Below are 15248 nucleotides of genomic sequence, written 5' to 3' on the forward strand. Positions count from 1 at the left end.
CTTGCCGATGCCGGCCCGCTGCAGGCGATCGATTCAATGTTCCGAAAGCGCGTCGGCGGCACGCAAGGTCCGGTTGCGGTTCGGCCAAAGGTGTCTGAAATGTCACTGGCCGTTGCTGGCCTCGCGCGTATAGTAAAAGGCACACTGGGCCGCAGCCTCACGCCACTCGTGTGCCCGCTCGGGAGCTTGTCGTTGTCTCGTTTTCTGCGCCCCGCTGTCTCAGCATTGCTCGTTTTCACGATCACGGCGCGAGAGGCGATCCCTGCTTTTGCCGCTTCCCCAATGACGCGTGCCGACTACGAAGCCTGTCAGGCTGCGGATGAGGCCGGCTTTCGCCGCACGATCGAAACGCTTTCGCTCAAGGCTCTCGAAGCGGGCGTCAAGACCTTCGACTACCGAGCCAGCGTCGACGTGCAATGGCGGCGCCTCGGCATGGACGATCTGCTTTCCAAGCGCGTCGATGTGGCGATCGAGGAAGTCCGCAGCGAGACGAGCTGGGCCGGGCTCGCGCAATCGCTCGTCAATTCCGAGAAGGCGCAGGAGATCTCCTCCGCGGTCGCCGAGCGCGTCTACAAATCCGATGCCATGAAAAGCGCCATCGAAGGGCTCGCCATCGGCGTCGGGAACGAGGTCGGCCGCACGCTCGAGCTCGCGAGCCAGGATGCGGTCGCGCCGTCGCTCGAATGCCTCAGGGCCTTCCTCGGAGGGCGCTATGGCTCGACGGTCGCCGGCGCGGTATCGGGCGATGTCGAGCACGATTTCGGGCTGCAGTCCGCGGCCGGCCGGGCCACTGTCTCTTCGGGCTCCGTCATCCAGCGCTCGAGCGAGGGCATCGCGGGTGCCGCCATCATCCTCGTGCGCCGCCAGCTTGCCAATATCGCAGCCCGCATCGGGCAGCGGCTGGCCGGCAGCATTCTCGCACGGCTCGTATCCGTGGCGGCGGGCGGCGTGGGGCTCGTGCTCGTCGCCAAGGATATCTGGGAGCTGCGCAACGGCGTTCTGCCCATCGTTTCCGAGGAGATGAAGTCGGAGGCCACCAAGGGGCTCGTCAAAGACGAGCTGGCCAAAACCCTCGATGAGCAAATCAATGCGCATCTGAGCGAGATTGCCTCCAAGGCCGCTGACCGCGTGGTCGAGATCTGGCGCAGCTTCCGCAACGCGCATCAGAAGGCGCTCGACCTCGCGGAGAAGAACGCCTCCTTCCGCGCCTTCCTCGACACGGTCAAGCCGGACCAACTCGCGCGCCTCGACGAGGTGGTGGCGCTGGTGCTCGCCGCCGACGGCGAGGCGGGCGTTTTGAAGCGGCTCGACGATAGCACGCTCAACGAGGCCGTACGGTTCCTGCCCGAGGCATCGATGACGATCGCGCGCGACACGCGATCCATCGATGCGGCACTCGGGTGGACAGCGCTGGCCGGAGACCAGATGCCGAAAGTGCTCGAGCACGAGATCTACAAGCGCGCCGACGCTAAGGGCTTCACGCGCGCGACGCTCAACACGCTCCTGGCGCTCGACGATCATGTGGCGATCTCCCGGCTCGCGTCGCTCACGCCCGAGGCGCGCGACCGCCTGTTCAGTCTTCCGACCAACGATCTGAAGCGGCTTGCACGCGCTTTCTCGGAAGCGGAGCTGGCTACGCTGTCCCGTTATCTGGACGGACTGCAGCCGGAGCCACGGGCGCGGGTGCTGGTGGCCGTCGCCGAGACGCCGGGCAAGATGCAGAGCCTTGCCGCGCCGCGGGTGCGCGAAGCCGTCCTTTCGAGCCGCGACCAGGCCCGTGCCGTCGATATGATGCTGCGCGAGGGAAGCGGCGGGCCGGAGGTCATTCTCGAGGACGCGAAGGCCGCATGGGACGGGCAGATCTCGCCGATCCTGATCTGGGAGAAGCATCCGCTGGTCGTGATCGGGCTCGGCCTCATCGCGGTCATGCTTCTCCTGATGCTGCGGCGGCTTTTCCGGCCGCGCCGCCCCTCCGCTCCTCAACAAACGACCGCTTGAACGCCGCGGCCGGCAATTGACGGGCTTTGACGCGCCTCATAGGTTGCGACCTCGCCATTTCGATTTGCAGGACCGCAATGTTCGATTGCGCCGACGCATCTTCGCCAGCACCCGAAAGCAATCCATGACTGACGCTGCCACGCTCGATACCGCCTTGTCCGCCGCGCTCGGCGACGCGAAGGCCTGGCCGTTCGAGGAGGCACGCCGGCTGATCAAGCGCGTGGAAAAAAAGAAGGGCGGCGCCGACAAGGCGGTGCTCTTCGAGACCGGCTACGGACCGTCGGGCCTGCCGCACATCGGCACGTTCGGCGAGGTCGCGCGGACCACGATGGTGCGACGCGCCTTCGAAGCGCTGACCGGCGGCAAGATCAAGACGCGCCTCCTCTGCTTCTCGGACGACATGGACGGCATGCGCAAGATCCCGGACAACGTGCCGGACCGCGCCGCGCTCGAGCCCTATATGCAGATGCCGCTGACAACGGTGCCGAACCCGTTCGGCGGCGACTACAAGAGCTTCGGCGACCACAACAACGCCATGCTGCGCCGCTTCCTCGACACCTTCGGCTTCGAGTACGAATTCGCGAGCGCCACCGAGTATTACAAGTCCGGTCGCTTCGACGAGGTGCTGCTGCGCGCCGTCGAACGCTACGACGCGATCATGGACGTGATGCTGCCGACGCTCGGAGCCGAGCGGCAGGCGACCTACAGCCCATTCCTGCCCATCTCGCCCACGAGCGGGCGCGTGCTCTACGTGCCGATGAAGGCGGTGGATGCCAAGGCCGGTACGATCACCTTCGCGGACGAGGACGGGCGCGACGTCACGCTCCCGGTGACGGGAGGCGGCGTCAAGCTGCAGTGGAAGCCTGATTTCGGCATGCGGTGGGCCGCGCTCGGCGTCGATTTCGAGATGTTCGGGAAGGACCACCAGACCAACGCGCCGATCTACGACAAGATCTGCGAGATCCTGGGCGGGGCGCCGCCCGAGCACTACGTGTACGAGCTGTTCCTGGACGAAAACGGAGAGAAGATCTCAAAGTCCAAGGGGAACGGGCTCACCATCGACGAGTGGCTGACCTACGCGTCGCCCGAAAGCCTGGCGCTCTTCATGTTCCAGAAGCCCAGGAGCGCGAAGAAGCTCTATTTCGACGTCATTCCGCGCGCCGTGGACGAATACCTGCAATTGCTCGCGGCCTATCCGCGGCAGGACGGCAAAGCCAAGCTCGACAACGCGGTCTGGCATATTCACGGCGGCGTGCCGCCCGCGGCTGAAACGCCGCTCACGTTCGCGCTGCTGCTCAACCTGGTCGCAGCCTCGAACGCCGACGATAAGAGCGTGCTGTGGGGCTTCATCCGCCGCCACGTTCCGGGCGTCAGCCCAGAAACACATCCGCTGCTGGACAAGCTCGCGGGTTATGCGGTCCGCTACTACGCCGATTTCGTGAAGCCGCAGAAGCGTTACCGGGCGGCCGATGAGGAAGAGCGCGTGGCGCTGCAAGCGCTCTCGGATGCGCTCGCCAAGGCGCCGGAAGGGGCCAGCGCGGAAGATCTGCAGGCGATCCTCTACGACGTCGGGCGCGCGGTGCCGCGCTACCAGGATTTTGCGGCCAAAGGCGCAACGCCAGAGAAGCCCGGCGTCTCGAACGCGTGGTTCAACAGCATCTACGAGATCCTGCTCGGCGAGAGCAAAGGTCCGCGCTTCGGCTCCTTCATCGCGCTCTACGGCGTTCCGGAAACGCGGGCTCTGATCGCGACCGCACTGGACGGGAAGCTCATTGCGGCGGACGCAAAGTCCTCCTGAGCCAGCCTCAGAACTTGATTTCCCAATCCTTGAAGAGGATGCCGATGAGATCCTCGGTGCGGCCGTAAATCTGCGGCGGCGACCAGTCCTCCTGTTCGCCGAGCCGGCGTGACAGCACGCATTGCGAACGCGCCAGGATGGGGCGCTTGACCGCCCAATCGAAGGCATCCGCGGCCTGGTTTTCTTCCGGCGACAGGAAGGTGAGGTTGCCGAGCCGGTGAGCGTACTGCTTGACGGAGCGGACGGACGGGAATTGCGCCCGCCAGCCGCTCTTGGCCTCGAAGGCGCGCGGCAGCACGTGCTCGATGGTGAGCCGGTCGCGCGCGATCGGCCCCGGATCCTCCCCGAGCGCGATGCTGATGCGCCGCAGCACGCGTCCGCTGAAATGCTTGGCATCGAAGGATGGGCTGCGCAGGTTGGTAAGCGCCTTGTCGCGCATCTCGGCCGTCACTTCGAGCTCGCGCATCTTGGAAACAGGGCCGCCGCGATCGATCTCGCCCAAGAGCTGGACGATGCGATTGTGCTGCTTGGTGGGGTCGAAGCCGGCGATCCGCATCATCCAGACGAGGCGCTCAAGACGCTTGAAGAAGAGCTTCGTCTCCTCCGTGTCGCGCTTGGTCTGAAGCCAGAGAAGGGCCGCCGGCACCCATAGCTGCATGTCGATCCACCTGAGGCGTTCGGCGAACTCTCCGACACCGAAGGGGTTTTCGTCGGTACGGCGCAGGGCGGCGAGGCACTCGGCAGCAGGCTGCAACTGCGTCTTCAGGAAGGCGGCGCCGGCGCCCGCAACGTTGAACTTGTAGCTTTCGGCGATCTCGACCTCGACCGGCTTGCCGCTTTGCCGGCGACGCTTCAACGTGCGGAGATGGCCGAGCAGGGCGTGCATGTCGCTTGCGCCCAAAAGGGTTTCGCATGCCTCCCAAACCCGCTGGCACTCGCTGCGTTCGTTCGCCGGCACGATGGCCAGGAGGTTGAACTTGGCGCGCGCCGTCTTCGAGAATTCGACGCGTGTCTCCTCCTCGGTTCTGAGAGATGCCCAGGCTTCGTCCTCGTCGTCCACGGAGGAGACGATGACGCAACACTGCTCGGCGAGATAATCGACCAGCGCGTGCCTCATGTCAGGCGTGAACTCGACGCTGGTGAGCTCGGTGCGCAGGTAGTTGCGGTTCTCTATGATATTGCGCTCGGTCTCGGAAAGGATGTCCAGATCCTCGTCTGGCTCGACGGATGTGGCGCCGGGCGCCTGAACGAAACGCTCACAGGACGGAGCGATGGCTTCCTGGGGGGTCAAACGCAGCTCTCGGCCGCGGATGAACCCGTTGAGCCGTTCCTGAAATCTGGGATTGCTCTCGAGATCGCGCAGCACGGCGAACAGCAGCGTGAGCGACATGACCCGCTGATGGCCGTCGACGAGCGCGGTCTCGGGCTGCCCCTTCCTCTTGGCCAGCACGAGCTTGCCGAGCAGATAGCCGCGTCTGCCGCCACTTGCGCGCATGGCCCCGGTGATATCGGACAGCAGGCGCCCTACCTGCTCGGTCTGCCACGCATAGGCGCGCTGGAAATAGGGAAGACGAAAATGGAAGTCGTCGGAAAAAAGATCCTTGAGAGGCAGTACGCTCACTGAAATAAGATCGTGCACGCGGAATGTTCCCGTCTTCTTTACGACGGAGCACGATGTGCCTGCCCCGCGGAGCGCCACAGGCCAGAGCTCGGAGTGCCCGTCGGATCGTCGTTCATAAGGAGTTCAGGGTTGCAACAAACCCTCTCAGCCTGTGCTATTGCCCCCACTCGATCCATGTGCCCGCCCGTGCGGTCGAGAGTCATGGATTGTACATGATATCAACCTCGAGAGACGAGGAGATTAAGTCTAGTGCACCAAGGTGCGCGCACGTTGTGACGGAGTGCGTGAAAGCGGACACACGAGGAATGATCTTCAAGATTGTTGAACGGAAAGCGTGGCGCGAGGCTTGTCTCAAGGGAGCCTATGACGGCTCCGCCGACGACGCCCGCGACGGGTTCATCCATTTCTCTGCGGCGCACCAGGTCCGCGGAACGGCCGCTAAGCATTTCAAGGGCATTGACGATCTGCTCCTGGTCGCGATCGACGAGAGTGCGCTTGGGGCCGCGCTTGTCTGGGAGCCTTCGCGCGGCGGGGACCTCTTCCCGCATCTCTATGCCGCTCTGCCAACGTCGCTCGTGCTTTGGGAAAAGCCGCTCGACCTCGACGACGGCGGCGTGCCGATCGTTCCCGAGGATGATGCAAGATGATCGGCCCGCTCGCTCATCTCGCCCGGCCGTTGCTGCTGGCGCTCGATCCCGAGGCCGCGCACGAGATGACGCTGAAGGCACTCGAGTTCGGCCTCTATCCTCATTGCGCAAATACGGACGAAACCGTTCTCGCAACATCCGTACTTGGCCTCAGATTTCCTAATCCGATCGGCATCGCCGCAGGCTTCGACAAGGATGCCCGGGTTGCGGACGCCGTGCTCGGGCTCGGCTGCGGCTTTGCGGAGGTTGGCACGACTACCCCTAAGCCGCAGGCGGGCAACGCTGCTCCGCGCGTTTTCAGGCTGGTCAGCGAGCGCGCGGTGATCAACCGGCTGGGTTTCAACAACAAAGGGCATGCGGCGGCGCGCGCCGGACTTGCGCGGCGAACGGCGCGCGGAATCGTCGGGGTGAACATCGGCGCCAACAAGGACAGCGCGGATCGCGCGGGCGACTATGTTGCTGGCATTGAAACGTTTTACGATGTTGCCAGCTATTTCACGGTGAACATCTCGTCGCCCAATACGCCGGGGTTGCGGGATCTGCAGGCGCCCGAGGCGTTGGACGAGCTGCTGTCCCGGATCATGAGCGCGCGGACGGCAAAGATAGCGGCGAACGGTGTTCGCCGGCCCGTTGTCGTCAAGCTGGCGCCCGACATCGCCGAAGGAACGCTCGGAGACGTGGTGGCGACGTTGCTCCGGCATGATATCGACGGCATCGCCGTGTCCAACACCACACTTGCGCGACCGGGGCTCTCCGATCGGATCGCTCAGGAAGCCGGCGGGCTCTCGGGCCGGCCGTTGTTCCACCGCTCGACGGTTATGCTCGCTCGGGTTTTTACGGCGACGGAGGGCCGAGTCCCGCTGATCGGCATCGGTGGGATCGACAGCGCCGAGACGGCGCTCGCCAAAATCGAGGCCGGCGCCAGCCTGCTACAGCTCTACACCGGTCTCATCTACGAAGGGCCAGGCCTGATCCAACGCATCGCGGCGCACCTCGCCGCGACGTGTGCCGCACGCGGGGCCAAGTCGATTGCCGAACTCACCGGCGTGCGCGCCGCGGAATGGGCGTCCAAGGCGATTTGAAACTGGCGCACACGCTCACTCGGCGGCGGCGCGCGTGTCCGGGCGGGGCAGGAGCCGCGCCGGAGCCTCGTCGGGTTGTTCGTCCGATTTCCCGACGAAGCGGCTGAAGAAGCGCCAGATCCAGCTCGCGACGTCGTCCATGAGCATAAAGACGGCCGGCACGAACAGGAGACTCAGCACCGTCGACGAGATCAGTCCGCCGATGACAGCGACCGCCATGGGGGCGCGGAACTCGCCGCCGGATTCGAGCGCCAGCGCCGAGGGAAGCATGCCGCCGACCATGGCGATGGTGGTCATGATGATCGGGCGGGCGCGCTTGCGCCCGGCGTCGACAATGGCCTCGGCCCTGGGCACCCCGCGCTTGATCTCCTCGACCGCGAAGTCGACCAGCATGATTGCATTCTTGGTCACAATGCCCATCAGCATGAGAACGCCGATGACGACGGGCAGGCTGATGGCGTTGCCGGTGAGCGCCAGGGCGGTGATGGCTCCGCCGATGGAGAGCGGCAGCGAGAACAGGATGGTGACCGGCTGCAGGAAGCTCGCAAACAGCAGCACGAGGACGGCATAGACCATCATCAGGCCGGCACCCATGGCCTTCTCGAAGCTCTCGAACACCTCGCCCATGATCTCGGCGGCGCCGAACTGCTTGATCTCAACGCCCGGCGGCAGCTTTTGCGCTGCAGGAAGTGCCATCACGGCGTTGACGGCGTCTCCGAGGGGCGTACCGGTGACGAGGCCGGCACCGAGGACAATGCGGCGCGTGCGATCGTAGCGGTCGATGGAGGTCGGGCCCTGGCCATAGTCGAACGTGGCGACCGTCGACAGCGGTACGGCGCCTCCCGAAGCGGTCGGGACCTTCAACTCCTCGAGCAGCTGGCGGCTTTCACGCGCGCTGGTCTTGAGCTGGACACGGATCGGGACCTGGCGGTCGCCAACGTCGAACTTGGCGAGGTTGGCGCCGATATCGCCGAGGGTGGCAATGCGCACGGCCTCGGAGATGGTCTCCGTGGTGATGCCAAGCTCGGCTGCGACCTCGGACCGGGGATAGACGCGCAGCTCCGGACGGTCCAACTCGGCCGTGGAGACGACATTCTGCAAGAACGGAATGCGCTTGGCCTGGCTGGTGAGCTCGGCTGCGACCTTGGTGACGGCTTCGCCGTCGCGGCCTGTCACCACGAGCTGGAACTCGCGCTGGCCGTCATCCTGGAGGAAGAAGTAGCGGATGTCGGGAATGTCCGACAGATTGTGACCGATCTCCTCGGCGATGCGGCTTTGCAGCAGTGCGCGCTGGTCGCGCGGTTTCAGGGTGACAATCAACGTCGCCTTGCGGACCTCCTCGCCGCTGCCGAGCAGCGTGCCGCCGATCACGAACACGCTTTCGACGTCGGGGCGCACCTTGATGCGCCGCGTTACCTCGTCAGTGGCGGCTTCGGTGTCGGCAAGCTTGGTTCCCGGCGGCAGCTCGACGCCGAGCAGCATGCGGCCCGAGTCTTCCTGCGGGATAAAGCCGGACGGCAACAGGTAGAAGCTGCCAATCGAACCCGCAAAGACCAACAGGCCGAGCGCGACGGTGGCGATGTGATGGCGCACGGACCAGCTCACGACGCGGGTGTAGGTGCGCATGAGGCGACCTTCTTCGGGCGCGTGCTCGTGGGGGCGCATGAAGTAGGCGGCAAGCAGCGGCGTGATGAGGCGCGCAACCAAGAGCGAGAAAAAGACGGCGGCCGCCACGACGAGGCCGAACTGCTTGAAGTACTGGCCGGCGATGCCGCCCATGAAGGAGACGGGCGTGAAGACGGCAATAATGGTCGTCGTGATGGCGATGACCGCGAGGCCGATCTCGTCGGCCGCCTCGAGCGAGGCGCGATAGGGCGATTTGCCCATCTGAATATGGCGCACGATGTTCTCGATCTCGACGATGGCGTCGTCGACGAGAATGCCGGTGACGATGGTGATGGCGAGCAGGCTCACGAGATTGAGCGAGAAGCCCATCGCCGACATGGCCCAGAAAGCCGGGATGATCGACAGTGGCAAGGCGATGGCGGCGATCACGGTGGCGCGCCAATCGCGCAGGAAGACGAAGACCACCAAGATGGCCAGCACGGCACCTTCGAGCAGGGTCTTCATGGTCGACTGATAAACGCCGTAGGTGTAGTCGACCGTATTGTCGATGCGCTGCAACTGGACGTCCGGATAGAGCTTCTCGATCTCCGCGATCTTGGCGGCGGCTGCGGCGGCGACCGTGGTGTCGCTTTCGCCTTTAGCCCGCGAAATCGAGAAGGCGACGATGCCCTCGCCGTCCAGCTTGGCGAAGGTGCGCGGCTCCTCCACTTCGTCGGTGACGGTTCCGAGCTGGTCGAGACGGACCTTGCGCCCGCCGGGGAGCGCAATCATGGTCTCAGCCAGCTCAGCCACCGTCTGCTTGCTGGCGAGCGTGCGGATGGCCTGCTCGCGGCCAGCGATCTCACCGCGTCCGCCGGCGAGATTGACGTTGGAGGCGCGCACCTGACTGTTCACCTCTCCCGCCGTCACACCATAGGAGAGCAGCCGGTCGGGATCGAGGTTGATGCGGATCTCGCGCAGGACACCGCCCATGCGCGCGACCTCGGACACGCCCTTCACGCCCTGCAGCAGCCGCACCAGCGTGTCGTCCACGAACCAGGACAGCTCCTCGGGCGTCATCGCTGGCGCTCGGGCCGCGTATGTAACGACCGGCAGGCCTTCGATTTCAACGCGGGTGACGACCGGCTCCTCGATGGTGCGCGGCAGATCGGTGCGAATCCGCTGGACGGCATCCTTGACGTCGTTGAGCGCGCGGTCGGGATCGATCTCGAGGCGGAACTCGACGGTCGTGACCGAGGAGCCCTCGGTGACGGAAGAGGTAATGTGCTTCACGCCGTTGACGCCGGCGATGGCATCCTCGACGCGCTTCGTGACCTGCGTCTCGAGCTCGGACGGCGCGGCGCCCGACTGATAAATGCGCGCCTGGATGACGGGCACGTCGATATTCGGGAAGCGCGTGACCGGGAGCGCCTGGAAACTCAGGAGGCCCAGCACGAGCAGGACCATGAAGAGCACCAGCGACGGCACCGGATTGCGGATCGACCAGGCCGATATGTTCATCGCATGGCCTCGTTCGCGTTCTCACTCACCTTGCCGCTGAGCAGCGGATCCGGACTGACGGGACGAACCGCGTCGCCATCGCGCAGGAAGGTGCCGGCCTTGGCGACGACGAGATCCCCTTCGGCGATCCCGCTTTCGATGGCCACCATACCTGCCGTCTCGAGGCCGGTTTTCACTTGCTTCGTTTTCACTTTGCCGTCCACGACGACCTGCACCGTCGCGGCGTCGTCGGAGTGCAGGATTGCCGACAGCGGGACGGCGATGGCCCGGCCACGGCCCGTCTCGATGGTGCCGCGCCCGAACGAACCGACTTTGAGCTCCGGGCGGGAGCCGAGGAAAATGCGGACGCGGCCGAGGCGCGTCGCCTTGTCGACCTCGGGCGCGATGAGGCGCACCGTACCCGAAGCCTCGACGCCTCCGGGCGCGGAGACGCGGGCCGGCTGGCCCGGCTTCACCTTCCAAAGGTTGTTCTCGGCGACTTCGGCATCGAGCTCGATCTCGCCGTTCTGGATGATGCGAAACATGGTGTCGCCGCCGGTGAGCGTGCTCGCCGTGGCGATGCCGCCGATACGGCCTGCCCGCTTACTGACGATGCCGTCGGCAGGGGCACGGACCTCGGCGCGGCCGCGGCGCCATATCAGCTCGCGGCGCTGCGCCTCGATCTGGTTCCGATCGGCCTCTGTCTGGGCCAGCATGCCCTTGGCGGATTCAAGCTGCGCTTCGGCGGCCTTGTAGGCGGCTTGGCGCTGATCGAATACGCTTTCGGAGAGATACTTGTCCTTGACCAGCGGGCGCGCACGCTCGAGCTGGGCCTTCGCCTCCGCGGCGCGGGCCTCCATCTCAAGGATCGAGCTTTTCGCACGCTCAACGGACGCGGTGGCGCTGCCGAGCGCGGCTTCGTTGGCGGCGAGCTGGGTTTCGATCTGCTCGGTGACGAGCACGGCGAGAAGATCGCCCTTTTTTACGCGATCGCCTTCCTCGACCTTGATCTCAAGGACACGCAGGCCATCGACCTCGGGCGCGACCAGGATCTCCTCACGGGGGGTGAACGAGCCTGTGACGAGCACAGTCTCCACGAAGTCCAGGGGGGCCGCCTGAACGACTGAAACGGCCGGGGCTGGAGGCTCCTTTTTGGTCGCCTCCTGCTTTTTTTCCGCATGCTTGGATGCCAGGGACGCGAGAAATGGCGCGACGATGCCCGACTGATAGGCCGCGACACCGAGCCCAACGAGACCCAGGAGGATGACGAGAGTACGCTTTCTCATTGGGCCGCCTCGGTCTTGGATTTGGCAACCGTGGAAGCACCTGCGTCCGCGGTCACGGGGTTGAGGACGGCGCTCACCATTCTCATGAGGATCGGCATGACCTTGTGAACGTTGAAATCCGGATCGACGGCGCGGCGCCAGAAGAGGCCGTCGCCAATCACGGAGAGGGCTTCGGAAACCAAGCGCGGATCGTCCTCGAGCTTGATTTTTCCTTCGTGCTCGGCGCGCGCAAACACCTGCTCGAAGCTCTGGCGGCAGTAGTCGTCGACGGCGCGGAACGTTGCCCTGACCGCGGGGTTGCGGGTCGCCTCGCTGCCGATCTCCACGTGCAGCACGCCTTTGTGGTGCGGCTCCTCCATCGTGTAGTGCTCGCCGAGCTTGGCGAGTGCGGTGAGCAGATCGGGGGCGTTGGACAGCTCCGCAAGCTCGGCCGCAAGCTTGGCGCGATCGCGCTCGACGATGCCGGCGATCAGCTCTTCCTTGGAGGCGAAATAAACGTAGAGGGCGCCGGGGCTCACTCCGGCTTCCTTGCAGATGTCCTGCATCGTGCAGCGATGAAAGCCCGAGCGCGCGAAGCAGATCTCTGCCGCGTCGAGAATGCGCTCACGGCGCGCTTGCTGGGTCTCGGGTTTGAGTTTGGGCATGATGGTTTTCCGACGCTGCAATGTGCTTGCCCAACGCTTTTTGGGCTGTTCCCTACGCAACAAAACGAACATTCGTTTTGTTTGTTGCCGAGAAAATGTGACCCCGTCAAGGCGGACAAACCGGTGGTGTCCCGGGGCTCATCCAGGATTTCCACGTAATTTCAGTGGAATGACTGCGGAGAGATGCCGGTTTCAGGCTTCAAGCCGATGCGGCGTGGTCAGAACTGGGTCAGCCAGTTCACGGTCACGTACGGCGCCAGCTCGACCTTGTCGTCGCTGGCGAAGCTGTCACCGAGGATGCCTGTCGAGATCGATGCTTCGCTGGCTCCCCACTCATAGCGAAGGAACGTGCCGGCGCGGGCGTAATCGAGGAGATCCGCCTCTTCGACCTCGAAGAACTTGCCCCGTTGCCGCTCATCGGCATAGCCGCAGCCGGCCGTGCCTGCCGGCTGCATACGGCATTGGCCCTGGGAGTCGACGTTAATGCCACCCTCGATCCCGATCGAAAGCTTGGGCCAGACGCGATAGCCAAGACGTGCGCGGGCTGCGCGCGTGTCGTGGGCGGAACTCCAAGAGAGGTCGAGCGATCCCCAAGCGCTCTCGCCGATGTTGAGCCAGAGCTCGATAACGCCCTTGATGCCCACCTCGTCGCCGACGGCGATGGTGTATTCGTCGTCCGGCGTGATGTCGTGGCTGATGACGGACGCGCCGACGTAGGCTTTGGCCGTCAACTCGCCGAAGCGCTTGAGGTAGCCGACCAGAAAGTCCGCGAAGTAGGTCCTGGCTTGGAAATCGAGATGCCGAATGTCGTCCGAGTCCACACTCGGATCGGACGACTTCTCGTATTCGTATTCGCCATAGCCGCCCGCGGCACGAAAGCGAAAGCCGTCGTCGTGCATGGCGCTCCAGGGCGCGAAGGTCACGCCCGAATAGACGAGCCACACGTTGGTCGAGACGTCGGCGCCGGCCCAGACTTGCCGGCCGCTCTGGGGCTGTGTGGGATCGGCAGCGGCCGGGGAACGTGCCACATCCGCGAACGTGATAGGCGCGACAACGGCGAGACCCGATGCGCCGAAGCGCAGGCTCTTGCGAACCCAAACTCGTCTCCACCCCGCTGACACGACGCGCACACCACAAACACGCTGTGATTGTGCCTAGACAATTCCTTAACCTTAATCCTGTCAACGATGATCATCTGTATGCTGTATAATAACTATCTCTAATTGCCTATTTCGACAACATGCAATCTTTGATTGCACGCTCTTGCTTACTCTTGGCGACATGCACCCTCGCGCCTAGCCTGTGACTCGTCCCTGGCATTCCAAATGGCTGCAATGAACTCCAAGCCCCCGAAACTCTCCAAGGAAGAGCGACTGGCGAAGGCGCTGCGCGACAACCTCGCCCGCCGTAAGGCGCTGGTGCGCACAAAGCGCGAGCGCACGGACACGGCGGGATCTCCGGGCTCCGCGTCCGGTAAACCGGAGCGCGAAGACGCGCCCTCGTGATCGTCGATTGCTCACGCCCGCACTATCGCTTGATCGTGCTTCTTGTCGGGCTCCGGGACGCGCATGGCTCCGCCATGACCGGTTCCCACTTTTCCGGAAGCACTTATCGCTTGATCGTGCTTCTTGTCGGAAAACCGGTTCCCACTTTTCCGGAAGCACTTTAAGCATCTCCATCACACGGCGGCCGCCCGGGATTCGCGGGTTTTCGCTCGGCAGATCCGCCCCCACCCATCTCGGCAAGGAACTTTGATCACCCATGGATCGCATCAAGATCATTGGCGGCGAGCGCCTCAACGGGTCGATCCCGATCTCCGGCGCGAAGAACGCGGCGCTGCCCCTCATGATCGCGTCGCTGCTCACGGACGACCGGCTCACGCTCAAGAACGTGCCGAACCTTGCAGACGTGAACCTGCTGGCGCGCATCTTGCGCAACCACGGCGTGGATCTCGCCGTCGACGGCAAACGCTCGGGCGGTGCGGCGCATCTGGGCGAGACATTCCATCTCACGGCGCGCGACATCTCCGACACAACGGCGCCCTACGAGCTGGTATCGCGCATGCGCGCCAGTTTCTGGGTGCTCGGCCCGCTCGTCGCGCGCATGGGGCAAGCCAAAGTCTCGCTGCCCGGTGGATGCGCCATCGGCACGCGTCCCGTCGATCTGCACCTCTCCGGTCTCAGGGCCCTCGGAGCGGAGATCGACATCGATGCCGGCTATGTGATCGCCCGGGCGCCGAAGGGTCTCGTCGGAGGGCACGTCCTTTTTCCGATGGTGTCGGTCGGTGCGACCCATAACGTTCTGCTCGCGGCCGCGCTCGCCAAGGGCGAGACGCTGATCGAGAACGCCGCGCGGGAGCCCGAGGTCGGCGACGTCGCATCGTGTCTCGTCAAGATGGGCGTCCAGATCGAAGGCATCGGAACGTCAACCCTGCGGATCCAGGGCAAGCCGAGGCTCGAAGGCGCGGTGCACACCGTGCTTCCGGATCGCATCGAGACCGGCACATTCGCGTTTGCGGTCGCGGCAACGGGCGGCGACGTGGTACTCGAGGGGACGCGGCGCGAGCTGCTCAGAAATGCGCTCGATACACTTCAAAATACGGGCGCCGTCGTTACCGACACGGAGACCGGCGTGCGCATCGCGCGCAACGGCAACGGGCTCGAACCGGTGGACGTGGAGACGCAGCCGTTCCCCGGCTTCCCGACGGACCTGCAGGCGCAGCTCATGGCGCTGATGACACGCGCGCACGGAACGAGCGTCATTCGCGAGACGATCTTCGAAAACCGTTTCATGCACGTGCAGGAGCTGGCGCGCCTCGGCGCCGACATCAAGCTCCATGGCGATACGGCGACCATCAAAGGCGTCAAGAGCCTGCGCGGCGCGCCGGTGATGGCCACCGACCTGCGCGCATCGGTCTCGCTCGTGATCGCGGGGCTCATGGCGGAAGGCGAGACGACGATCAACCGCGTCTACCACCTCGACCGCGGCTTCGAGCGTCTGGAGGAAAAACTTTCGCGCTGCGGGGCGAAGATCGAGCGGATCTCGACTGGATGATGGTCCGCCTCTC

At 64.7% G+C, this 15248-nt stretch carries 11 protein-coding genes; 6 read left to right on the forward strand and 5 right to left on the reverse strand.

Going from position 1 to position 15248, the window contains the following annotated elements; all coding sequences use genetic code 11:
- Positions 1-282 precede the first annotated feature (282 nt).
- Together QZV93_RS02395 and QZV93_RS02400 are read left to right on the forward strand one after the other, a co-directional pair.
- Positions 283-1998, forward strand: a complete 1716-nt coding sequence (locus tag QZV93_RS02395) for a hypothetical protein (protein ID WP_295555665.1) — start codon at positions 283-285, stop codon at positions 1996-1998.
- Positions 1999-2122: 124 nt separating this feature from the next.
- Positions 2123-3796 (forward strand): lysine--tRNA ligase, encoded by a 1674-nt coding sequence (locus tag QZV93_RS02400; RefSeq protein WP_295555666.1) that lies wholly within the window; start codon positions 2123-2125, stop codon positions 3794-3796.
- 7 nt (positions 3797-3803) lie between these two features.
- Here QZV93_RS02400 and QZV93_RS02405 read toward each other — a convergent pair whose 3' ends face one another.
- Positions 3804-5417 carry a DUF262 domain-containing HNH endonuclease family protein gene (locus QZV93_RS02405; RefSeq protein ID WP_295555668.1) on the reverse strand — a complete coding sequence of 538 codons (1614 nt, stop codon included), beginning with the start codon at positions 5415-5417 and terminating at the stop codon, positions 3804-3806.
- A 305-nt stretch (positions 5418-5722) separates the two neighbouring features.
- On the opposite strand from QZV93_RS02405, the gene QZV93_RS02410 reads away from it, so the two are divergent.
- Both QZV93_RS02410 and QZV93_RS02415 read left to right on the forward strand, forming a co-directional pair.
- Positions 5723-6064 carry a DUF952 domain-containing protein gene (locus QZV93_RS02410; RefSeq protein WP_295555669.1) on the forward strand — a complete coding sequence of 114 codons (342 nt, stop codon included), beginning with the start codon at positions 5723-5725 and terminating at the stop codon, positions 6062-6064.
- Positions 6061-7146 carry a quinone-dependent dihydroorotate dehydrogenase gene (locus tag QZV93_RS02415; protein WP_295555670.1) on the forward strand — a complete coding sequence of 362 codons (1086 nt, stop codon included), beginning with the start codon at positions 6061-6063 and terminating at the stop codon, positions 7144-7146. Before QZV93_RS02410 ends, QZV93_RS02415 begins: the two co-directional genes overlap by 4 nt.
- Before the next feature lie 15 nt (positions 7147-7161).
- Here QZV93_RS02415 and QZV93_RS02420 read toward each other — a convergent pair whose 3' ends face one another.
- The 4 genes from QZV93_RS02420 to bcsS form a co-directional block, all read right to left on the reverse strand.
- Entirely contained in the window at positions 7162-10272 is a 3111-nt protein-coding gene (locus QZV93_RS02420; protein ID WP_295555672.1) for an efflux RND transporter permease subunit, read from the reverse strand.
- Positions 10269-11537: an efflux RND transporter periplasmic adaptor subunit gene (locus QZV93_RS02425; protein ID WP_295555674.1), complete on the reverse strand. Its 1269-nt coding sequence runs from the start codon at positions 11535-11537 to the stop codon at positions 10269-10271. Before QZV93_RS02425 ends, QZV93_RS02420 begins: the two co-directional genes overlap by 4 nt.
- Positions 11534-12181 (reverse strand): TetR/AcrR family transcriptional regulator, encoded by a 648-nt coding sequence (locus tag QZV93_RS02430; RefSeq protein ID WP_295555675.1) that lies wholly within the window; start codon positions 12179-12181, stop codon positions 11534-11536. Before QZV93_RS02430 ends, QZV93_RS02425 begins: the two co-directional genes overlap by 4 nt.
- Before the next feature lie 218 nt (positions 12182-12399).
- Positions 12400-13209 carry a cellulose biosynthesis protein BcsS gene (bcsS, locus tag QZV93_RS02435; RefSeq protein ID WP_295555677.1) on the reverse strand — a complete coding sequence of 270 codons (810 nt, stop codon included), beginning with the start codon at positions 13207-13209 and terminating at the stop codon, positions 12400-12402.
- A gap of 306 nt (positions 13210-13515) precedes the next feature.
- Between bcsS and QZV93_RS02440 the strand changes: the two genes are divergently transcribed.
- Together QZV93_RS02440 and murA are read left to right on the forward strand one after the other, a co-directional pair.
- Positions 13516-13686, forward strand: coding sequence for a hypothetical protein (locus QZV93_RS02440; RefSeq protein WP_295555679.1), 171 nt, complete (start codon positions 13516-13518; stop codon positions 13684-13686).
- A 256-nt stretch (positions 13687-13942) separates the two neighbouring features.
- On the forward strand, positions 13943-15235 hold the full coding sequence (gene murA / locus QZV93_RS02445) for a UDP-N-acetylglucosamine 1-carboxyvinyltransferase (protein ID WP_295555680.1): 1293 nt from the start codon (positions 13943-13945) through the stop codon (positions 15233-15235).
- The last annotated feature ends 13 nt before the right edge of the window (positions 15236-15248 follow it).

Source organism: uncultured Hyphomicrobium sp., from assembly GCF_902826555.1.
Classification (GTDB): Bacteria; Pseudomonadota; Alphaproteobacteria; order Rhizobiales; family Hyphomicrobiaceae; genus Hyphomicrobium_C.